This is a genomic window from Pantoea sp. A4 (assembly GCF_000295955.2).
Taxonomy (GTDB): Bacteria; Pseudomonadota; Gammaproteobacteria; order Enterobacterales; family Enterobacteriaceae; genus Pantoea; species Pantoea multigeneris.
On the sequence record NZ_ALXE01000023.1, the window covers coordinates 19034 to 39458 of the forward strand.

Below are 20425 nucleotides of genomic sequence, written 5' to 3' on the forward strand. Positions count from 1 at the left end.
TCAGCCTCGTTCACGATTCAGGGCATTCGCCAGCCAGGTTACCAGCAGTACCACCAGGAAATAAGAGATCACCAGCGCACTGGTAAAGTGACCACTGCCATTGCGCATATTGTAAAGATAGACTTGTAGCGTTTCGTAGCGGTTGCCGACCAACATATTGGCAAAGACGAATTCGCCAATCAGGAAGGAGAACGACAGCAGTACGGCGATCAACATCCCTTTGCGTAGGTTTGGCAGCACCACGCACAGTGCGGCCTGAAAACTACTGGCCCCCAGCAGATGGGCAGCATCCATCAACTCTTTAAGATTCAGCGCCTGCATGTTGTTAGCAATCGCGCGATAGATAAAGGGCAGTGCGATCGTGAAGTAGCAGCCGATCAAGATCCACGGTGTGCCGGTCAGCATCAGCGGTGAGCTAGAGTAGAGCTGTAACAGGCCAACGGAGGAGACCACCGGGGGCACGGCAAACGGCATCAGAATCAATACGTTCATCACGCCATCGAGCTTCGGGTAGAAGTAAGCGATCACAAACATTACTGGCAGCACCAGCAATAGTGAAAACAACAGCGCCCCAAAGCAAATCAGCAGTGAATGGCCTAATGCGCTCAGGAAACGGCCGTCGCTCCACAGTTCAATGAACCATTGCAAGGTATAACCTTGCGGCAGAATCGTGTTGCTCCATTCGCTGGACAGGCCATACAGCAGCGTTGCCACCAGCGGCAGTGCCAGAATCAACAGCAGCAGCCCGACCATAAAGCGATGATAAATCTTTTCCACGTGTCGCTCCTGTCAGGACGGTCTGGCGTTGAGGTAACTGCGGCGCATCAGATACTGTTGCACCAGAGTAATAAAGGCCATCAGTAAGACCAGCAACATGGCGAGTGCCCCACCGGTGTTGGGATCGAGGGAAATATCGCCAGACACCAGGGCCGCAATGCGTACCGGCACCACGTTAAAGTTACCTGTCGTGAGGGCATAAATGGTGGCATAAGCCCCCAGTGCGTTGGCCAGCAGAATAACGAAAGTCCCCAGCAGCGCCGGGAACAGGATCGGTAAGCCAATGTGCCACCAGTAGCGTGCGCGGCTGGCCCCCAGCAGTGCGGCAGACTCTTGCCAGTCTCGTTTCAGACCATCAAACGCGGGGTAGAGCAGCAGCACGCCCAGCGGGATTTGAAACCAGGTATAGACCAGCACCATGCCGTCGCGCGAGAACAGGCGAAAGCCCTGCATCACGCCATAATGCTTCAGTAGCAGCGTCAGGCAACCGTTCAGGCCGAGCAGGATAATAAAGGCGAATGCCAGCGGGACACCGGCAAAGTTACTGGTCATGTTGGTGAAGGACATCATAAACCGTTGTAAGCGCCCACTACCAATTTGATGCAGAGAATATCCGCAGAACAGAGCAATCAGCAGGCCATAAACGCTCGACCAGAACGAAATATCCCACGACAGACCAAACGCCTGTTGATAGAACGCAGAAGTCAGAATGTCGCTGTAATTATCCCAGCCCCAGCGTTCATTGGTGTCACTCCAGAAACTGTTGATGGCAATCCACAGCAAGGGAGCGAACTGAAATGCCAGCCAAAACACCGTAAACGGCAACAGCAGCAGTAGCGCGACGAGCTTTTTATTCATCCACGCGGCTCCGCCAACAGTGCCTGGCACCAGGGTTTATCATGTGCAACTTCCAGCAACTCGCACACCGTACCGCATAGCTCGGTTTGACGCGGTGTCGCATCGGCGTGGCGCGAGAAGGCGCGGCCAAAGACAAACAGCGGAACTTGCGTCTCTTCCGGCAGATTGCCGCCGTGGGAGTGGTCGTCGTTCATGCCGTGATCGGCAGTGACAATCACTTGATAACCCGCAGCCAGCCAGCCCGGTAGCCAGTGGGACAGATAGCCATCCGCCATGCGCGCCCGGTTACGATATTGCGTGGAAGAGAGGCCAAACTTATGGCCGCAATCATCAATGTTCATTGAGTGGATCAGCAGAAAGTCCGGGTCGTAGCGCAACCGCAGGCTCTCGGCATCTTCAAACAAATGCGAGTCGGGGTAGCCGTCATCGTAATAGAAGTGACCATAGGGGATCGGTAATTCCGGCGCGAGCGTATGGCGGTCACGCGCCGGAACAAACGGCGTACGGTTATAAAGCTCACTCACCCAGTGGTAGGCGGCGGCGGCACTTTTTAGCCCTGCCTCCTGCACATAGTGAAACACGCTGCGCTCTTTGCTTAGCCGATCAACGCCGTTGTGAATGATGCCACTCTCAACCGGTGGGACACCGGTCAAGATGCACTCATACAAGGGACGTGACAGCGAAGGCAGCTCGCAGGTCAGTGAGTAGTAGTGCCCTTTGCCCTGAGCGCACTCTGCGTGCAGGTAGCCCATTGCAAACTGCGCTACCTGGTTACTCAGGCCATCCAGTACCACCAGGATCGTTTTCATGCTTTATCTCCGAGCCTGTTACTGCTTCATATTAATGATGACGTTTTCCTGCCACAGACGCGGCAGTGCTTTCGAGGTCTTATCCCACGCAGCCTGATCCTTGATCGGACGAGCATTCTTATACTCATCCTGCGGCAGGAGCTTGGCCTGGACATCCGCCGGTAATGTCAGGTGTTCAGCACGAATCGGGCGGGCATAGCCACGAGCCAGATTGATCTGCCCGGCATCGGAGAAGATGTATTCGCGTGCCAGTTTGGCGGCATTCGGGTGTTTGGCGTATTTGTTGATGATGGTGCTGTAGCCCGAAATCACCGAGCCGTCGGAAGGGATCACCACGTCATAGCGGTTTTTATCGATCTGGTCGCGGTAGTTCAGACCATTGAAGTCCCACACTACGGCAACCTGAATTTCGCCTTTTTCAATATTGGCAATCACCGGATCGGTAACCCCTAAACGGCCCTGCTTCGCCAGATCAGCAAAGAAATCCAGTGCCGGTTTCAGGTTTTTCTCGTCGCCACCCAGTGCATAGCTGGCGGCCAGCACGCCGTTCGCGGCCTGAGCGGCCACGCCAACATCACCGATAGTGACCACATATTTGCCTTTTTTCAGGTCGGCCCAGCTGTGTGGAACATCTTTGACCTGCTGCTTATCTATCAGGAAAGCGATGGTACCGGTGTAAGCCAGCATCCAGTTACCCGCCGGATCTTTTGCCCACGCGGGCACTTGATCCCAGTGGGTCGGCTTGAAGGGCTGTGCAACGCCCATTTTCACAGCGATCGGGCCAAATGCGGCACCGACATCACCAATATCCGCGCTGGCATTCTCTTTTTCCGCGTTGAATTTAGCCAGCTCCTGGGCTGAAGACATGTCGGTATCGCTGTGTTTAATGCCATAGGTGTTGCTGATGTCATTCCAGGTGCCTTTCCAGTTGGCCCAGCTGTCTGGCATACCAACGCTGTTGACCTGACCTTCCGCACGAGCCGCTTTTTCCAGTGCGGCCATATCGTTATCCGCCGCTTGCGCAGCAGGGAGCGCAAGCAGAACGGCACTGGCAATAACAGAGACGAGTAACGCTTTCATTATTAAGGCTCCGGGTATGAGTGAATTGGCCTGGCGAATACAGACCAGCAAGAACCGAGCCAATGTAGCCAGCAGCGATGACATTTTTATGACTGCCCGTCCGGGGGCACAAAGACGGATATTTTTGGTGGTTTAGGCGAAGTGTCATTGAACTGTCATAGTGCAGACACGCGCCGCAATGGCGCTGAAATGGGTGTGAAGGCGGAAAAATCAGGACAAACAATGCAACAGAAAGCCCGCAGGAAAGCACGGCAACGATATTGTGATTTCTCGGAGGCTAGAGCATGATGAATAACGGTAATTGACTGATATTCAGGGGTTTATTGTGCATAAAAAAACAACAGGCGGGCAACATATCGCCACAGTTTTGCAATGGGTGCTTAACATTGGCTTGGTGATTTTAGCGATTATTTTAGTGGTCTTTCTTGGCAAAGAGACGATTCATCTGGCGACCGTACTGTTCAGTACCGGTGAGCAGGCGTCTTCTTATTTGCTGATTGAAGGCATTGTCATCTATTTTCTCTATTTCGAGTTTATCGCGCTGATTGTGAAGTATTTCCAGTCAGGCTATCACTTCCCGCTGCGCTATTTTGTTTACATCGGGATTACGGCGATTATCCGTCTGATCATTGTTGACCATAAAAATCCGTTCGATACGCTGTGCTACTCCTCAGCGATTCTGATTCTGGTGATCACTCTATGGTTGGCAAACAGCAATCGCTTAAAGCGCGAATAAGCACAGCCTCCCTGGCATCAGTAAGGTAAACTACTGCCCTTTGACCGATGCTAGGGATCAACGTTATGCCGCAAGATGCGCTAACGCTTCTGCATGCGCTGTGCTGGACAGGGTCGGCACAGCCTTCAACGTTTACACTTGACTGGTTGATGGAAGAAGACTCGATGACGCTACGTTTCGAGCGCCACTGCCAGCAAGTGACAGTACAGCCTTACCGGGAAGGGTTTATTACTTCCGCCGAACTCAGTGAAGAAGAACGGGCACAATTGCCGGATGAAGCGCGTTTCTGGCTGCGTGAAATCATTCTGTCAGGGGATGGGGTTCCGTGGTTGGCCGGGCGCACGCTGGTGCCTGAAAGCACACTGGATGGGCCAGAAGCCATGCTGAGCCAGATGGGGACACGGCCACTGGGTCGTTATCTGTTCTCGTCTTCGACACTCAGCCGCGACTTTATTACCATTGGTCAGATTGACGGGCTGTGGGGACGCCGTTCGCGCCTGCGACTGTCAGATAAACCGTTTCTGTTGACTGAGCTGTTTCTTCCCGCTGCGCCGGTCTACAGCCAGCTTTCCCAGGGTAAATAACTGTGCAATCAATTCTCTCCAGGACAAAACTACAGGCTTATAGCCGCTTGATGCGTATCAATAAACCCATTGGTACGCTGCTTCTGCTTTGGCCGACATTCTGGGCCTTGTGGCTCTCAGATATGGCGCATCCGCCACTGCTGGTGTTCATTGTTTTCACCGCGGGTGTTTTCATCATGCGCGCCGCAGGCTGTGTGATAAACGATTTTGCTGACCGCAAAGTGGATGGGCATGTGAAACGCACGCATCAGCGCCCCTTACCAAGTGGTGCGGTGAGTGCAAAGGAAGCCAAAGTCCTGTTTGTCGGGCTGGCGTTGGTGGCTTTTGCACTGGTGCTAACAATGAACCTGATGACGATTTTGCTCTCCGTCGTTGGTCTGGCACTGGCATGGACTTATCCGTTCATGAAGCGTTATACCCATTTACCACAGGTGGTGCTCGGGGCTGCTTTCGGCTGGGCCATTCCCATGGCGTGGGCGGCAGTAAGTGAGTCCTTACCTTTGGTTTGTTGGTTGGTGTTCCTGGCAAACATATGTTGGACGGTCGCTTACGATACGATGTACGCGATGGTCGATCGTGATGATGACCTGAAAATCGGTATCAAATCCACGGCGATCCTGTTTGGCCGCTATGACAAGCTGATTGTTGGGCTATTACAGCTAGCAACTTTGTTGTTGATGGTGGCCGTCGGTATTTTGCAGCACCTGAACAGTGCTTTTTATTGGTCGCTACTGTTGGCGGCGGTGCTGTTTGTGCACCAGCAGAAACTGATTGCTCAGCGTGAGCGAGACGCCTGTTTCCAGGCCTTCCTGAATAACAACTATGTCGGTATGGCGCTGTTTATTGGCATTCTGCTCAGCACGGCACCGTTTAGCCACTGGTGGTAATGGTCACAAGCGAATGAAAAAAAGGGCAACCCAGTGGGTTGCCCTTTTTGTTGTACCACAGCCGATTATTCTTGCTCTGTGGCGTTCTCAATGGTTAAGCGTACATCGCTGGTGATCAGCTCTGCCAGAATCTGCCAGGTGGCTGCCGTTTGTGTGGCATCCGCATCGCCGCTATCGCTGATATAGCCTTCATCACGCAGGGTCAGAACCAGGGTGGCAAATACGGCTTTATCGAAGAACTCTGGGGCGTTAATGCCGTGCAGGACGGACAGACGTTGTGCCAGCGTACGGCTCTCTTTCTCCAGCGTCCCACGGTTGATCGTCGGTTTCGCACTGAGAATGGAGAACGTAATGGCATAGCGTTGCAGTGTTTCACGCACGCCGGAGGCCAGTAGCTGCAATGTCCGGTGGCGAGCCGCAACGACGCGAATCTGGCCCCCTTCAATGCTAACCAGTCCCTGTCGCGCTAGCTCCTGGCAAAGTGCAGAGATCACTCCAGGCAACGCTTCCTGATTCCAGCGCAGGAACAGTTCGCTTTTCATCATCGGATAGATGAGACGCACCTGGCGCAGCAATTCTGCCTCTTCCAGCTGCGTGTGCTGCTGCACAATCGCGGCGACTAATGAAGGCATGACCAGCATATGGTGGATATTGTTGCGATAGTAAGTCATTAAGACCGCCTGCTCGCGTGGCAAAATCACGATATCGCCAATGCTGTCTTTCTCAGTTTCAAACTTGTTCATGCTCATTGCATGTTCAAGCATCTGCTCTGCTGACATATCCGGCACTGTGGCTTCCGGCGAATAAGGCACGTTACGCAACAGTTCAATGTAGCAGGTGAGCTGTTCCGTGAGCTGCTCGCGGGTCAGTGAGCGCTGACGAGAGGCCAGCAGTGCCGTGACGCAGAGGTTCATCGCATTGGCTGCGCCTGCTTCATTGATGCGCACCATCAGCTTATCCGCGATGTCATTTACGGTAGGGGTTAACCATGCCGGACGCTGCGGTTCAATGGGATCAATCGCTTCACGCCATTCTGGCACGCGCTTATTGAGATAATTGACCAGCGGTAACGGCTCACCAAAGTTGACGTAGCCCTGACCGAGATTACGCAGCTTGCGTAACCCGCGCACCATCTGCAAAAAGCCCTCTTTTTCTTTTACCGCGCCACGCAGTTCTTTGGCGTAAGTCCCGACTTCCATCACATGCTCATAGCCGATATAGATCGGAACCAGTGTGATAGGTCGATTGCCGCCACGCAGCATGGCTTGCAGCGTCATAGCCAGCGTACCGGTTTTCGGATCAAGCAGACGGCCCGTACGTGAGCGTCCTCCCTCAACGAAATACTCCACCGAGTAGCCGCGGCTGAACAGTTCACCCAGGTATTCACGGAACACGGTCGCGTAGAGCTTATTGCCCTTAAAGGTACGGCGAATAAAGAAGGCACCCAGGCGGCGGAAAATCGGGCCTGCCGGCCAGAAGTCCAGATTGACGCCAGCGGCAATGTGCGGCGGCACCAGGCCCTGGTGATAAATGACATACGAAAGCAGCAGGTAATCCATGTGGCTGCGGTGGCACGGCACATAGACAATTTCATGGCCGTCCTGCGCTAACTGCCGGACGCGCTCAGCACCATGCACGTTAATGCCCTGGTAGAGGCGGCTCCATGTCCAGCTCATCACACGGTCAGTGAGTTTGATGGCTTCGTATGAGAAGTCAGCCGCGACTTCTTCCATCATTTCTACCGCATTTTGCTGCGCTTTCTCGTGGGAGATTTTTTTGCTGCGCGCTTCATCTTCAACTGCTTTTTCAATCGCTTTCGACTGAAGTAGCTTATTGAACAGATCCTGGCGAGCTGGCAAACGCGGCCCAACTGCGGCCAGGCGCTGACGAGCAAAGTGAATACGTGCAACGCGCGCCAGTTTATGGGCGATAGATTTATCCGTACCGTGCTGGTTAGCCATGTCACGCAGCGAAACGGTAGGGGAGAAACGGACAAAGCTGTCTCGACCATGCCGAAGAATAGCGATAAGCTTCTGCAGGCCGTTAAGTACCTGTAAATACGGCGCTTCGTCACCAGGAACCTCGCGGCCTGGTGCGCGGCCAAACATCACAGTGACCGGCAGCATCTGCACGTCCAGTTCCTGATTGCTACGGTGCAGATCCAGGTAGTCGTGGAAGAGTTTCACTGACTCCTGATTGGGCACGTAGTAAGGAAACAGCCGTGGTCCGTCATGAATAAACACATGGCGCGGCAACACCACACCGTCAATTTCCAGCGCTTCCAGCGGGTCAGGGAGATGGTGCTTCAGACACTGCGAACGCAGCGTCAGCAGGTCCGCCTTAGAATCATAAGGCAGCACATACATCACCGGACGACTGGGATCAATACCATGCTCGGAAACGGGATCTGTAGGGATAGACTTAGTTTTTACCAGCAAAGAGAGTGGTAAATTAAGTAATTTGTAATAGAGTTTACGCCAACCTGACATAGACAACATGAAGCCTCTTGTTAGCAAAGCGCCGCAAGCATAACAGAAAGCGCAGCGAAGATCTGTGGTGGCGCTATACGCAATCCACCCAGACAGTGACGTCAATATTTACAAAGGGTTCCACATTATGGCAAACACCAGTACGGGATTGATCCGTATTTTGCGCGCTGCGCGTTATTCCTGGCAGGGGTTGAATGCCGCCTGGCGACATGAAGCCGCATTCCGCCAGGAAAGTATCGTAGCCATTATCGCGATTATTATCACTTTCTGGCTGGATGTTGATCGGGTTTCCCGTATTTTGCTCATCGGTTCCGTGGTGTTGGTCGTGATTATGGAGATCATTAACAGCGCCATTGAAGCCGTTGTTGACCGGGTAAGTGAAGAGCAACATCCCCTGGCAGGTCGAGCCAAAGACCTGGGCTCAGCCGCCGTATTGGTCAGCATCCTACTGGCTGTTTTCGTCTGGGTCATGTTGCTGTGGCGCTAACTGCGATAGCGCTTCCAGAACCGGACAAATGGCTGTTTTTTCCTCTGTTTCGGTTCCCATTTATCAGATACCTGTATATACTCACAGCGACTGTATAAACAACCAGGGGGCGGGATGAAAGCGTTAACTACAAGGCAGCAGCAGGTCTATGATCTGATTCGCGACCATATCAACCAGACCGGTATGCCACCGACACGCGCAGAAATTGCCGCGCAGCTCGGGTTCCGCTCACCTAATGCGGCTGAAGAACACCTGAAAGCGCTGGCAAGAAAGGGCGTGATTGAAATCGTCTCCGGCGCATCGCGCGGCATTCGGTTGCTCATGGAAGAAGAACAGCCTGAAGGCCTGCCGCTGATTGGGCGGGTGGCTGCGGGTGAGCCTCTGTTAGCAGAAGAGCACATCGAAACGCATTATCAGGTTGATCCTGCGTTGTTTAAGCCTTCAGCGGACTTCCTGCTGCGCGTCAGCGGTATGTCAATGAAAGATATCGGTATTATGGATGGTGACCTGCTTGCCGTGCATAAAACCCAGGACGTGCACAACGGCCAGGTCGTCGTGGCACGTATCGATGAAGAAGTGACTGTGAAGCGCTGGAAAAAGCAGGGCTCAATGGTGTATCTGCTCCCTGAGAACAGCGAATTCAAACCAATTGAAATCGATACCCGCGTACAATCACTGACGGTGGAAGGTCTTGCTGTTGGCATCGTGCGTAACGGTGAATGGATCTAATTCTCTCTGCTCCCTGATTTTCTCTCTGTTGCCGGCGTGTCTTCTCCTCCGGCAACATTGCTTTCTTGCCAAACAACGCCTTCAAAACCATGACACAGCTGATGCGTCTTTTTTCTGCCACTGACCAGCGACTCTGGCGGCTGGCGTTACCGATGATTTTGTCCAATATCACCGTGCCGCTGCTGGGCTTAGTCGATACCGCAGTGATAGGGCACCTTAATAGCCCGATCTATCTGGGCGGTGTGGCGATTGGCACGACCATCACCAGCTTTATCTTTATGCTGCTGCTGTTTTTACGCATGAGCACCACCGGGCTGACGGCGCAGGCATTTGGCGCGGGCGATCGCGCAGCACTGGCACGCGCGTTGATGCAGCCGCTCTTGCTGGCTATCGTTGCTGGTGGGCTGTTTATTCTGTGTCGTGAACCCATCACGCAACTGGCGACGTATCTGATTGGCGGCGATAAGTCCGTACTGGAGCAGGCGCGTATTTTCATTCATATCCGCTGGCTCAGTGCCCCGGCCACGCTAGCGAATTTGGTGATTCTCGGCTGGTTGCTGGGGGTGCAATATGCGCGAGCGCCCGTCATTCTGTTGGTGGTTGGAAACCTGGTTAACCTGTTACTCGATCTCTGGCTGGTCGTCGGACTTGGCTGGCAGGTGGCGGGGGCGGCCACCGCTACCGCGGTCGCGGAGTATGTCACTTTTGCTTTGGGCATCGCACTGGTCTGGCGTGCATTACGACAAAATCAGATTCCAGTTGCCATGCTGTGGCAGGGATGGTGGCAGGATGTTTCGCGGCTACTGCGTTTAAACCGCGATATCATGCTGCGCTCTCTGCTACTGCAAATCTGCTTTGCTTCTCTTACCCTGATTGGCGCGCGAATGGGCGCTGAAATCGTGGCAGTGAATGCCGTATTGCTGATGTTCCTCACCTTCACCGCCTATGCGTTAGACGGCTTTGCTTACGCGGTAGAAGCGGTATCCGGCCAGGCCTTCGGAGCTAAAGACAGCCAGCAGCTGCTGCTGGTGTGGCAAGCGGCCTGTCGTCAGGCGGGGATCGTCGCTGCGGCCTTCGCCATTATTTATTGGCTCACGGGAGATGCCATCATCGCCCATTTGACCACGCTGCCGGGGTTACGTGAGTTAGCCCACCACTTTTTAGGGTGGCAAGCGATTATTCCGCTGGTGGGTGTCTGGTGTTACCTGCTTGATGGTGTTTTTGTCGGTGCAACGCGCGGCAGGGAGATGCGTAACAGTATGGCTCTGGCTGCGCTGGGCTTCATGCTGACCGTATTGCTGACGCCCTGGTTAGGGAACCATGCTCTGTGGCTGGCCATAACGGTTTTCCTCGGCTTACGTGGATTAACGCTGTGGATCATCTGGCGTCGGCTGTGGCAGCAGCAGCGTTGGTTCGTGCATTGATCGCCGGTAAACTAAGATAGTTCCCATTATTTCTGCCTGCTCCGTATTCATCGCTATAATTAACTTAACTAACGGCAATTAGTCAGTGTTAATCACTACTTTTCACTGATTAATTAAGCGAAACGGCAACCATGACCAGGAGGTCAGTGATGAATAACGATCAAGTCAGTGGTAACTGGAAACAGTTCAAAGGCAAATTTAAGGAAAAATGGGGCAAACTGACCGATGACGATCTCACCGTTATCGAAGGTAAACGTGAGCAGTTAGTGGGTAAAATTCAGGAACGTTATGGCTACGCCAAAGAACGGGCTGAAGAGGAAGTGAAGGATTGGGAATCCCACAATAGCGATTATCGCTGGTAAGCCCAGCGCTATTGACTGAACCCACAGGAACCAGCCCATTGGCTCATGGGCGGCCCGACACAAGGATGTGTATTAACTCTTTCTACCGCGCCTTTTTGGTTCGACTTGGTGGTCATGATCGCAATGATCATGCTGATCGCAGGCATCGACTTCCGCACACTTCACACACAACCCATGTGCTTCAATCACGCTGTGTCGTAAGGTAAATTTTGCCTGCGCCGCCAGCGACGTGATGATTTTCTCTACGCCTTGCGCCTGTTGCTCAGTCACCGCAGCACAGTTATCACACACCAGCATCACTGAGGTATGGGCAGGTGCCTCAAAGTGATGGCACACCACATAGCTGTTGTTTGATTCAACGCGATGAATAAACCCCTGTTCCAGCAAAAAATCCAGTGCCCGATAAACAGTGGGTGGTTTTGCCTGCGGCTCACTGACACGGAGTTGATCCAGCAGATCGTAAGCACTGATCGAACCTTGCTGTTCCGCCATCAGGCGCAACACTTCAGCACGCTGGGTGGTCAGGCGAACACCGCGCTGTAGGCAAAGTTTTTCCGCCTGGGTCATGATCTGTTCAGGCATCATCGTCGACATGGTTACTCTCCGCTGCAAATGAGACGTTATGTTATCACACAAAAGTTTTCCGCGCTGGGCAGGATAAAGCTGTAATAAAAATGAAGTAACAGCATGAAAAGTACGCCTTAATTTTTGCTCTAAATCTCACCAGTAAATGCGTCAGAACCAGGCTGATTAGCGTGTGATAAAAAATTGCGTTTTATTTGCATTCTTTACCTTTCTTGAATAATGTTTAGCTTGTCTTAAGATAAATCGGGTGCTGAAGATCCTTTGACCCAGAATAGACGCCATTCACAATAAGAATATTCTGTATGTTTTTTGTTCAATCCTGCAAACAGCACTGCTGTTGGCTTTAAATTCACAGCAATAACACGCCGGTTAGCGTTCCAAAATGGACGCTATTACTCATGTTGGTTGTGAATTCTAAAGACACTTCGATGGTGGCAGGCAAATGGTAAAGAACATAATTTCGCGTCAGGTCCTGGGTTATTCAATTGCTCTTACTTCGCTGTTAGTCTCTTCTTCAGCTGTCGCCGCAGGGACATGGTATGACGCCCGCAATGATGCGATGGGCGGGGCAGGTGTTGCAGCTTCTCGTTATGGCTCGGCGGTGTTGGCTAACCCGGCTTTAATGACCAAAGCTAAACCGGAAGATGGCGTCAGTGTGATTCTTCCGTCCGTAGGTCTACAGGTTACTGATAAAGACAAAATGGTCGATAAGATCGATGACATCAGTAATACCGTGGATAATCTTCGCAACACGATTAACTCGCTGACCTTTGCCGATCTTCTGAGCGGGTATCCAGAGTTAAAAGCAGCGGCTGGCGATATGGCCAATAAGCTGAGCGATCTGCGCGGTAACCAGGTAAATGCCAATGGTGGCGCGGCGCTGGCTGTCACTGTGCCCAATGAGACGTTACCTTTCGCCTTCGTCACTAAAGCTTATGGCACCGTACATCTACGCTCTAACATCAGCGAAGATGACATTACCTATCTGCGTGGCGTTTCAAACGGCACGATCATTCCTCTGCCCGGCGATCAGGATCGCTTGCTCTCCACCGGCAATGGTCTGGCCGCATTGGTCACGGATTATGGCGTAGCCTTTGCCCGCCAGTTTAATGTCGCAGGACATGCCGTTTCCTTCGGTATTACGCCAAAAATGCAGCAGGTCTGGCTGTATAACTATACGACCAAGATTTACGAATTTGATAAGAGCAATGTCAGGAGTAGCGAGTACCGCAACTCACATACCGGCTTTAACCTGGATGTCGGGATGGCAACCAATATTGGCGATCACCTGACGTTCGGGCTGACCGGGCAGAACCTGATTGCACAAGATTATGATACTAAAGAGATCAGCGGTTACCGTGATACCTATCAAATCCGCCCGCTGGCCACGGCCGGTTTAGCCTGGGATCAGGGGCCATTTACCGTGACCGGTGATGTGGATCTCACCTCAACCAAGCGTTTCAAATCCCAGGAAGATAGCCAGTACATCGGCGTGGGTGCAGAGTACCGGCTGTTGAGCTGGATGCAGCTGCGTGCCGGTTATCGTGCGGATGTGAAAGGCACCGATGAGAATGTGTTCACCGCCGGTGTAGGCTTCTCTCCGTTTAACAACAAAGTGCATTTCGATGTCGCAGGCTCGGTGGGTAATAACAATACCGTGGGCGGAGTGGTGCAATTGGCATTTAACTTCTGATTTTAACCGCTGACGTCGGCCGCCTGCGGGGCGGCTGACGGTCTGGCTTGTTTTGTGGTATCATCGCGCAGATTATCGTCAATCTATTCTGGAATATCTGCTGTTCATGAGCGCTACCTTCTCTTCGCAACGTTTTTCCATTGCTCCAATGCTCGACTGGACCGACCGTCACTGTCGCTATTTTCATCGCCAACTGACCGGTGAAACTTTGCTGTATACCGAAATGGTGACCACCGGTGCCATCATTCATGGCAAAGGCGATTACCTGGCCTACAGTGAGGCCGAGCAGCCTCTGGCGCTTCAGTTAGGGGGTAGCGATCCGGCTGCACTGGCACAGTGTGCACAGTTGGCGGAACAGCGCGGCTACAATGAAGTTAACCTCAATGTGGGCTGTCCATCCGATCGGGTACAGAATGGCCGTTTTGGTGCCTGCCTGATGGCTGAGGCCACGTTGGTTGCCGACTGCATTAAAGCGATGCGTGATGTGGTATCGATCCCGGTAACAGTGAAAACCCGAATTGGCATTGATGACCTTGATAGCTACGAATTTCTGACCGATTTCGTCGGTACGGTGGCCGAGCGCGGCAATTGCGATACCTTTATTATCCATGCGCGTAAAGCCTGGCTTTCGGGTCTGAGCCCGAAAGAGAACCGCGAAATCCCACCGCTGGATTATCCGCGTGTGTACCAACTAAAGCGTGATTTCCCACATCTGACCATGGCCATCAACGGTGGTGTTAAAACGCTGGAAGAGGCTAAGGTGCATTTGCAGCATCTTGATGGTGTGATGATGGGGCGCGAAGCGTACCAAAATCCCGGTATCCTGGCAGATGTTGATCGTGAGCTGTTTGGTCGTGAAACGCTGAAGGTCGATACCGTGGCGGTGGTGCGTTCCATGTACCCTTATATTGAGGCCGAACTGGCGAAAGGGACCTGGCTTGGCCACATTACACGCCATATGTTGGGCCTGTTCCAGGGCATTCCTGGCGCACGTCAGTGGCGACGTCATCTGAGCGAAAATGCCCATAAGCCAGGCGCAGGGATCAGCGTAGTCGAAGCCGCACTGAAGCTGGTCGCGGATAAGATTCCGCAGGAAGCTTAATCATGTTCAATAAAAAACCAGCCGTTCGGCTGGTTTTTTTTACGCCATAAAATGGGCTTTTCCGCTAAATTCGCTAAGCTTCCATTCTCTATTTTGATACAAATCATAACCTTATGATGTTGGCATGTTTCTTGTAATACATTGAAGAAATACTGTTCTGAGGATCAAAAATGGAAATCCTGTTCGTACTCGGCTTTTTCCTGATGTTACTGCTGACCGGCGTTTCGCTACTTGGCGTTATTGCAGCGCTGGTGGTGGCGACGGTAGTGATGTTTGTCGGTGGGCTGTTTACTCTGGTGTTCAAACTTCTGCCCTGGTTGCTACTGGCGGTGGTCGCGGTATGGGCCTGGCGTTATTTTCAGCACTCGGACGACAGGAAGCTGGCGGCCTTGAGGCGTAAAATCAGTAGGTTAGATCGCAATAGCTGGCGTTAAATGCGGTTTAGATCACAGAGTGGAGGATTGCTCATGCGTTTTCCGCAATTAAACATATTTTTTCCTTATGTTTTCTGCGAGTATGAATTCAGTTGTGCAAACGAATTCATCGCCGCTGACCCTACACCCAGCGCGAACTATAAAAAAGAAGAAAGAAAGGGGCTTCCTACGGGAAGCCCCGTTTGCATTTAAGGGATCAGTAAACAGGAGCCGGTGGTGGCACGGCTTTCCAGCAGTTTATGTGCGTTTTCCGCATCACTCAGGGCAAATTTTTGCTGGTCTGGCACATCGGCGTGAACAGCCCCGCTGGCAATCAGGGCAAACAGCTCGCTGCTGGCGCTGGTCAGCTCTTCAAGGTTAGTGATGTAGCCAAACAGCGAAGGGCGCGTCACAAACAGCGAACCCTTTTTATTCAGAATGCCCAGGTCGACACCGGTCACCGGACCGGAAGCGTTACCAAAACTCACCATCAGCCCCTTACGGCGCAGGCTATCCAGCGAGGCTTCCCAGGTATCTTTGCCCACGGAGTCATACACCACAGACACTTTTTTGCCTTCGGTGAATTCACTCACGCGCTGAGCAATATTTTCTTCACGATAGTTGATGGTCTGCCAGGCACCATTTTCTTTTGCCAACTGCGCTTTTTCCGCTGAGCCGACAGTTCCAATCAGATGCGCACCCAGCGCTTTGGCCCACTGACAGGCGATCAATCCAACACCCCCTGCGGCGGCATGGAACAGAAAGGTCTCGCCCGGTTGCACCACATAGGTTTGACGCAGCAAATATTGTACCGTCAGACCTTTCAGAAACAGCGCTGCTGCCTGCTCAAAGGAGATGGAATCCGGTAACGCTACCAGACGATCGGCGGCAACGTTATGCAGCTCACTGTAGGCACCCAACGCCGACTGGCCATACACCACCCGATCGCCTGGCTTAAATCGGGTCACACCTTTTCCGACTTTCTTTACCACGCCGGCGGCTTCAGTGCCTAGCCCAGAGGGGAAGGTGGCCGTGGGATACAGGCCGCTACGGATATAGGTATCGATGTAGTTAATGCCAATGGCACGGTTCTCAATCTGGACTTCCTGTTCGGCGGGATCTGCGACTTCGACATCGACCCATTGCAGCACATCGGGTGTGCCATTCTGGTTAAACTGAATACGCTTTGCCATGCTGGCTCCTTTAAAGGTGTATCCTGGGGTATACTGGTGCGTCCCCCTTTAAGATCGGTATTGCACTCACTATGGCAGGAAATAAACCCTTCAACAAATCGAACGAACCGCGCGACCAACAGCTGGAAGGCGTGAAAATGCCACCGCATTCGCTGGAAGCGGAGCAATCGGTGCTGGGCGGGTTGATGCTGGACAACGAACGTTGGGACAGCGTTTCCGAGCGTGTTGTGGCGCAGGATTTCTATAACCGCGCACACCGTCTGATCTTCTCTGAAATGCAGCGCCTGCTGGAAGACAGCCAGCCAATCGACCTCATCACTTTGTCCGAATCGCTGGAAACCCGTGGTGAGCTGGAGATGGCGGGCGGCTTTGGTTATCTGGCTGAACTGGCAAAAAATACGCCAAGTGCAGCTAACATCGGCGCTTATGCAGACATCGTGCGTGAACGTGCGGTAGTGCGTGAGATGATCGTGGTGGCTAATCAGATTGCGGATGCCGGATTTGATCCACAAGGCCGCAGCAGTGAAGAGCTGCTGGATTTCGCCGAATCCAACGTCTTTAAAATTGCAGAGCAGCGCGCCAATAAAGATGATGGCCCAAAAAATATCGAGCAGATCCTCGAAGCCACGGTATCGCGTATCGAGTCGCTTTACCAAACACCCCATGATGGCGTTACCGGCGTTGATACGGGGTATCAGGATCTGAACAAAAAGACCGCCGGTTTGCAGCGATCGGATCTGATCATTGTCGCGGCGCGTCCATCAATGGGTAAAACCACTTTCGCCATGAACCTGTGCGAAAACGCAGCGATGCTTCAGGATAAGCCGGTGTTGATCTTCAGCCTGGAGATGCCCAGCGAGCAGATTATGATGCGTATGCTGGCGTCGCTGTCACGCGTCGATCAAACCAGAATTCGTACCGGTCAGTTGGATGATGAAGACTGGTCACGTATTTCAGGTACGATGGGCATCTTGCTGGAGAAAAAGAACATCTATATCGATGACTCTTCCGGCCTGACGCCAACCGAAGTCCGTTCACGTGCGCGACGTATTTTCCGTGAAAATGACGGCCTCAGCATGATCATGATCGACTACCTCCAGTTGATGCGTGTGCCATCGCTTTCTGACAACCGTACGCTTGAAATTGCCGAGATCTCGCGCTCATTAAAAGCGTTGGCAAAAGAGCTGAATGTGCCGGTAGTTGCCCTCTCGCAGCTTAACCGCTCACTGGAGCAGCGTGCTGATAAGCGACCGGTTAACTCCGATCTGCGCGAATCAGGCTCTATCGAGCAGGATGCCGATTTGATCATGTTTATCTATCGCGATGAGGTTTACCACGAAAACAGCGATCTGAAAGGGATTGCGGAGATTATTCTGGGTAAACAGCGTAACGGCCCGATCGGTACTGTCCGTTTGACCTTCAATGGTCAGTGGTCACGTTTTGATAACTATGCCGGACCGCAGTATGACGATGAGTAACGATGCACGATTCGTGCATCAGTATCACGCCATTAAGAAATAGTGTTGGACAACCACGCTACTTCTCAGGTTATCTGTTACCAGTGCCCGACTACGCGCTGGAAGCGAAATGACCCAAGTTGATGATTACGATTTAAAAATACTGACACTCCTTCAGGCCAATGGCCGTTTGACCAACCAGGAACTCAGCGATTTAGTGGGGCTTTCCGCCTCACAATGTTCGCGTCGCCGTATTAATCTTGAGCAGGCAAATTTGATTCTTGGCTATCATGCCCGCCTGTCACCGGAAGCGGTGGGGTTGGGTATGGTGGGCTTAATCGAAGTCCGCCTCATTAATCACACGGCAGAATACGTCGAAAGTTTCCACAGTATGGTGGAGCGAGAATCCGCGATTGTGGATGCCTTTAAAACCACCGGCGATGCCGATTATCTGTTAAAAGTCGCGGTCGCCGATCTTGCTTCCCTAAGCGCCTTGATCAGCCAATTGTTGGCGGGCCATCAGAGCGTAGCGCATGTCAAAACATCCGTGGTGTTAGGCCGTTTAAAAGAGAATGGATTAGTGATGTCGTAAGTGCACAAAATGCGCCAAAAATGTGCGCTCTGTGCTAATGTGGTGCGGTTTTTATAAAATGAATGCAAAAAACAAGCGTGAAATTCCTGATTAATGCGTGATTTGCCGGTTTTGATGGCGAGTTGCATAAAAAAAACATTTCAAAAGTGTGTTAATTATCAATGGGATAAACGCGAACGCCACGACTTCAGCAGCGTAATGCTGAGTGTGTGGTGCGTTTTTTGCATCTTAGCCGCATCATTTTGCACTGAGACAAGACCATGGATAACGTTGTACAACAACCTGCACAAATCCCACATTCGCGTATAGAAGATGCATTAGCCATCGTCATGGGGACCTTAATGGTCTCTTTTGGCGTGATGTTGATGAAACAGGCTGGCGCATTAACCGGCAGCACCGCCGGGATTGCGTTTCTTATCAGCTATGTTTCCCCGCTCTCCTTTGGTAGCGCGTTTTTCCTGATTAACCTGCCATTCTACTGGCTGGCGGTAAAGCGTATGGGCTGGGAATTCACCATCAAAACCTTCTGTGCCGTTGCGCTGGTGTCACTGTTTACGCACCTGCATCCGATGTACATGCATTTCTCTACGCTAAATCCGATCTACGCCACATTGTTCGGTAACGTCATCACCGGGATTGGGTTTATAGTGTTGTTTCGCCACAAGGCTAGCCTCGGCGGCGTCAATATTCTGGCGCTCTGGCTACAGGATCGCATTGGTTTACGTGCTGGCAAATTGCAAATGGGGATCGACACCTGTGTGGTGTTAGCGTCGTTGTTTGTGGTTAGCTGGCAGATGCTTATCGTCTCTATCGCTGGCGCGGTGATCCTGAATCTGATCATCGCCATGAACCATCGCCCAGGACGTTATACGGTCTGATAGTGGCAATTTACTAAAATATTACGAACAATCATGGAGATCTGTACCGTGTTTCAAAACGTTGATGCCTATGCAGGCGATCCAATTCTGTCGCTGATGGAAGCCTTCAAACAAGACCCGCGTGCTAACAAAGTAAACCTGAGCATCGGTCTGTATTATGACGAAGAGGGGATCATTCCTCAGCTGCAGGCGGTTGCTGCAGCGGAAGAACAACTGCACGCTGAGCCACAGCAGGCATCACTGTATCTGCCAATGGAAGGTCTGGTCTCTTATCGTAACGCGATTGCGCCACTGCTGTTTGGCAGCGACCACGAGATGCTGAAAGCGGGCCGTATTGCCTCTATCCAGACTCTGGGTGGTTCAGGTGCGCTGAAAGTGGGTGCGGATTTCCTGAAGCGCTACTTCCCGCAATCTGGCGTTTGGGTCAGCGATCCAACCTGGGATAACCACATTGCCATCTTCAACGGCGCAGGCCTCGAAGTGCAAACCTACCCATGGTATGACGCAGAAACCAAAGGCGTGAATTTCGCTGCCTTTATCAGCAAGCTGAAAACCTTGCCAAAACAGAGCATCGTGCTGCTGCACCCGTGCTGCCATAACCCAACCGGCGCAGATCTGACTAACGCCCAGTGGGATGAAGTCACTGAAGTGCTGAAAGCACAGGAGCTGATTCCGTTCCTGGATATCGCTTATCAGGGCTTTGGTGAAGGCATGGAAGAAGATGCGTATGCAATCCGCGCCATCGCAGCCGCGGGCCTGCCAGCCTTCGTCAGCAACTCATTCTCGAAAATCTTCTCTCTCTACGGTGAGCGCGTGGGTGGTCTTTCCATCGTCTGTGCAGATGCCGAAGAAGCTAACCGCGTGTTGGGCCAGCTGAAAGCTACCGTACGTCGTAACTACTCTAGCCCACCGAACTTTGGTGCGCAGGTTGTGGCGCGCGTGTTGAACGATGATGCCCTGAAAGCAAGCTGGCTGGCAGAAGTTGAAGAGATGCGCACCCGCATCATCGCGATGCGCCATGAGCTGGTTAAAGTACTGAGCGAAGCATTGCCAGGCAAAAACTTTGAGTACCTGCTCCAGCAGCGCGGTATGTTCAGCTACACCGGCCTGAGCAAAGAGCAGGTTGATCGTCTGCGTAATGAATTCGGCATTTATCTGGTTGGCAGTGGCCGTATTTGCGTCGCTGGCCTGAACAGCAACAACGTTCATCAGGTCGCTGAAGCCTTTGCTGCCGTGATGTAATTGTTACCTTGCCGTAACTGAAAACCGCCGTCTTTGTACGGCGGTTTT

The 20425-nt window shown here is 52.4% G+C and carries 21 protein-coding genes; 14 read left to right on the forward strand and 7 right to left on the reverse strand.

What is annotated here, in order from left to right:
* From B880_RS0109975 to B880_RS0109990, 4 genes are read right to left on the reverse strand one after another with little or no spacing between them, the layout of a single operon-like run.
* A complete protein-coding gene (locus B880_RS0109975; RefSeq protein ID WP_036645783.1) occupies nt 1-753 on the reverse strand; it encodes an ABC transporter permease in 753 nt (250 codons plus the stop codon).
* A gap of 36 nt (nt 754-789) precedes the next feature.
* A complete protein-coding gene (locus tag B880_RS0109980; RefSeq protein ID WP_017347262.1) occupies nt 790-1635 on the reverse strand; it encodes an ABC transporter permease in 846 nt (281 codons plus the stop codon).
* A complete protein-coding gene (locus B880_RS0109985) occupies nt 1632-2444 on the reverse strand; it encodes an alkaline phosphatase family protein (RefSeq protein ID WP_017347263.1) in 813 nt (270 codons plus the stop codon). The genes B880_RS0109980 and B880_RS0109985 overlap by 4 nt, the downstream gene beginning before the upstream one ends.
* Before the next feature lie 18 nt (nt 2445-2462).
* Nucleotides 2463-3524, reverse strand: a complete 1062-nt coding sequence (locus B880_RS0109990; RefSeq protein WP_017347264.1) for an ABC transporter substrate-binding protein — start codon at nt 3522-3524, stop codon at nt 2463-2465.
* A 325-nt stretch (nt 3525-3849) separates the two neighbouring features.
* Between B880_RS0109990 and psiE the strand changes: the two genes are divergently transcribed.
* From psiE to ubiA, 3 genes are all read left to right on the forward strand, one after another.
* Nucleotides 3850-4260 (forward strand): phosphate-starvation-inducible protein PsiE, encoded by a 411-nt coding sequence (gene psiE, locus B880_RS0109995; RefSeq protein WP_017347265.1) that lies wholly within the window; start codon nt 3850-3852, stop codon nt 4258-4260.
* A gap of 65 nt (nt 4261-4325) precedes the next feature.
* Nucleotides 4326-4844, forward strand: coding sequence for a chorismate lyase (ubiC, locus tag B880_RS0110000; RefSeq protein WP_026042541.1), 519 nt, complete (start codon nt 4326-4328; stop codon nt 4842-4844).
* Between the two features lie 2 nt (nt 4845-4846).
* The gene (gene ubiA / locus B880_RS0110005; protein ID WP_026042542.1) at nt 4847-5731 is read left to right on the forward strand and encodes a 4-hydroxybenzoate octaprenyltransferase; all 885 of its coding nucleotides are present in this window, start codon (nt 4847-4849) and stop codon (nt 5729-5731) included.
* Between the two features lie 65 nt (nt 5732-5796).
* On the opposite strand, the gene plsB is transcribed toward ubiA, so the two are convergent.
* Nucleotides 5797-8220, reverse strand: a complete 2424-nt coding sequence (plsB, locus tag B880_RS0110010; RefSeq protein WP_017347268.1) for a glycerol-3-phosphate 1-O-acyltransferase PlsB — start codon at nt 8218-8220, stop codon at nt 5797-5799.
* Nucleotides 8221-8347: 127 nt separating this feature from the next.
* Between plsB and B880_RS0110015 the strand changes: the two genes are divergently transcribed.
* From B880_RS0110015 to B880_RS0110030, 4 genes are all read left to right on the forward strand, one after another.
* Nucleotides 8348-8707 carry a diacylglycerol kinase gene (locus B880_RS0110015; RefSeq protein ID WP_017347269.1) on the forward strand — a complete coding sequence of 120 codons (360 nt, stop codon included), beginning with the start codon at nt 8348-8350 and terminating at the stop codon, nt 8705-8707.
* A 114-nt stretch (nt 8708-8821) separates the two neighbouring features.
* The gene (lexA, locus tag B880_RS0110020; protein ID WP_026042543.1) at nt 8822-9436 is read left to right on the forward strand and encodes a transcriptional repressor LexA; all 615 of its coding nucleotides are present in this window, start codon (nt 8822-8824) and stop codon (nt 9434-9436) included.
* 101 nt (nt 9437-9537) lie between these two features.
* Nucleotides 9538-10860, forward strand: a complete 1323-nt coding sequence (dinF, locus tag B880_RS0110025; protein ID WP_026042544.1) for an MATE family efflux transporter DinF — start codon at nt 9538-9540, stop codon at nt 10858-10860.
* A 149-nt stretch (nt 10861-11009) separates the two neighbouring features.
* Complete coding sequence (locus B880_RS0110030) at nt 11010-11222, forward strand: CsbD family protein (protein ID WP_017347271.1); 213 nt, start codon at nt 11010-11012, stop codon at nt 11220-11222.
* A gap of 72 nt (nt 11223-11294) precedes the next feature.
* Here B880_RS0110030 and zur read toward each other — a convergent pair whose 3' ends face one another.
* Nucleotides 11295-11816, reverse strand: a complete 522-nt coding sequence (gene zur / locus B880_RS0110035; protein WP_017347272.1) for a zinc uptake transcriptional repressor Zur — start codon at nt 11814-11816, stop codon at nt 11295-11297.
* Nucleotides 11817-12249: 433 nt separating this feature from the next.
* Between zur and B880_RS0110040 the strand changes: the two genes are divergently transcribed.
* The 3 genes from B880_RS0110040 (at nt 12250) to pspG (ending at nt 15036) form a co-directional block, all read left to right on the forward strand.
* Nucleotides 12250-13500 carry a conjugal transfer protein TraF gene (locus B880_RS0110040; RefSeq protein ID WP_026042545.1) on the forward strand — a complete coding sequence of 417 codons (1251 nt, stop codon included), beginning with the start codon at nt 12250-12252 and terminating at the stop codon, nt 13498-13500.
* Nucleotides 13501-13606: 106 nt separating this feature from the next.
* Nucleotides 13607-14602 (forward strand): tRNA dihydrouridine(20/20a) synthase DusA, encoded by a 996-nt coding sequence (dusA, locus tag B880_RS0110045; RefSeq protein WP_026042546.1) that lies wholly within the window; start codon nt 13607-13609, stop codon nt 14600-14602.
* Between the two features lie 170 nt (nt 14603-14772).
* Complete coding sequence (gene pspG / locus B880_RS0110055) at nt 14773-15036, forward strand: envelope stress response protein PspG (protein ID WP_017347276.1); 264 nt, start codon at nt 14773-14775, stop codon at nt 15034-15036.
* A 188-nt stretch (nt 15037-15224) separates the two neighbouring features.
* Here pspG and B880_RS0110060 read toward each other — a convergent pair whose 3' ends face one another.
* Nucleotides 15225-16208, reverse strand: coding sequence for a quinone oxidoreductase (locus tag B880_RS0110060; protein ID WP_017347277.1), 984 nt, complete (start codon nt 16206-16208; stop codon nt 15225-15227).
* 71 nt (nt 16209-16279) lie between these two features.
* Here B880_RS0110060 and dnaB point away from each other — a divergent pair, with 71 nt between their 5' ends.
* From dnaB to B880_RS0110080, 4 genes are all read left to right on the forward strand, one after another.
* The gene (dnaB, locus tag B880_RS0110065; RefSeq protein WP_017347278.1) at nt 16280-17686 is read left to right on the forward strand and encodes a replicative DNA helicase; all 1407 of its coding nucleotides are present in this window, start codon (nt 16280-16282) and stop codon (nt 17684-17686) included.
* A gap of 109 nt (nt 17687-17795) precedes the next feature.
* Complete coding sequence (locus tag B880_RS0110070) at nt 17796-18257, forward strand: Lrp/AsnC family transcriptional regulator (RefSeq protein WP_017347279.1); 462 nt, start codon at nt 17796-17798, stop codon at nt 18255-18257.
* Between the two features lie 260 nt (nt 18258-18517).
* Nucleotides 18518-19135: a YitT family protein gene (locus B880_RS0110075; RefSeq protein WP_017347280.1), complete on the forward strand. Its 618-nt coding sequence runs from the start codon at nt 18518-18520 to the stop codon at nt 19133-19135.
* Nucleotides 19136-19183: 48 nt separating this feature from the next.
* Entirely contained in the window at nt 19184-20377 is a 1194-nt protein-coding gene (locus B880_RS0110080; protein ID WP_026042547.1) for an amino acid aminotransferase, read from the forward strand.
* Nucleotides 20378-20425: the final 48 nt, after the last annotated feature.

Bases quoted from the DNA above. Each gene is read 5' to 3' on its own strand.
- B880_RS0110060 (WP_017347277.1), bottom strand. From the start codon at position 16,208: ATGGCAAAGCGTATTCAGTTTAACCAGAATGGCACACCCGATGTGCTG.
- B880_RS0109975 (WP_036645783.1), bottom strand. From the start codon at position 753: ATGGTCGGGCTGCTGCTGTTGATTCTGGCACTGCCGCTGGTGGCAACG.
- dinF (WP_026042544.1), top strand. From the start codon at position 9,538: ATGCGTCTTTTTTCTGCCACTGACCAGCGACTCTGGCGGCTGGCGTTA.
- zur (WP_017347272.1), bottom strand. From the start codon at position 11,816: ATGTCGACGATGATGCCTGAACAGATCATGACCCAGGCGGAAAAACTT.
- B880_RS0109985 (WP_017347263.1), bottom strand. From the start codon at position 2,444: ATGAAAACGATCCTGGTGGTACTGGATGGCCTGAGTAACCAGGTAGCG.
- dusA (WP_026042546.1), top strand. From the start codon at position 13,607: ATGAGCGCTACCTTCTCTTCGCAACGTTTTTCCATTGCTCCAATGCTC.
- B880_RS0110030 (WP_017347271.1), top strand. From the start codon at position 11,010: ATGAATAACGATCAAGTCAGTGGTAACTGGAAACAGTTCAAAGGCAAA.
- B880_RS0109980 (WP_017347262.1), bottom strand. From the start codon at position 1,635: ATGAATAAAAAGCTCGTCGCGCTACTGCTGCTGTTGCCGTTTACGGTG.
- B880_RS0110015 (WP_017347269.1), top strand. From the start codon at position 8,348: ATGGCAAACACCAGTACGGGATTGATCCGTATTTTGCGCGCTGCGCGT.
- B880_RS0110070 (WP_017347279.1), top strand. From the start codon at position 17,796: ATGACCCAAGTTGATGATTACGATTTAAAAATACTGACACTCCTTCAG.
- ubiC (WP_026042541.1), top strand. From the start codon at position 4,326: ATGCCGCAAGATGCGCTAACGCTTCTGCATGCGCTGTGCTGGACAGGG.
- B880_RS0110075 (WP_017347280.1), top strand. From the start codon at position 18,518: ATGGATAACGTTGTACAACAACCTGCACAAATCCCACATTCGCGTATA.
- lexA (WP_026042543.1), top strand. From the start codon at position 8,822: ATGAAAGCGTTAACTACAAGGCAGCAGCAGGTCTATGATCTGATTCGC.
- B880_RS0110040 (WP_026042545.1), top strand. From the start codon at position 12,250: ATGGTAAAGAACATAATTTCGCGTCAGGTCCTGGGTTATTCAATTGCT.
- B880_RS0109990 (WP_017347264.1), bottom strand. From the start codon at position 3,524: ATGAAAGCGTTACTCGTCTCTGTTATTGCCAGTGCCGTTCTGCTTGCG.
- pspG (WP_017347276.1), top strand. From the start codon at position 14,773: ATGGAAATCCTGTTCGTACTCGGCTTTTTCCTGATGTTACTGCTGACC.
- dnaB (WP_017347278.1), top strand. From the start codon at position 16,280: ATGGCAGGAAATAAACCCTTCAACAAATCGAACGAACCGCGCGACCAA.
- plsB (WP_017347268.1), bottom strand. From the start codon at position 8,220: ATGTCAGGTTGGCGTAAACTCTATTACAAATTACTTAATTTACCACTC.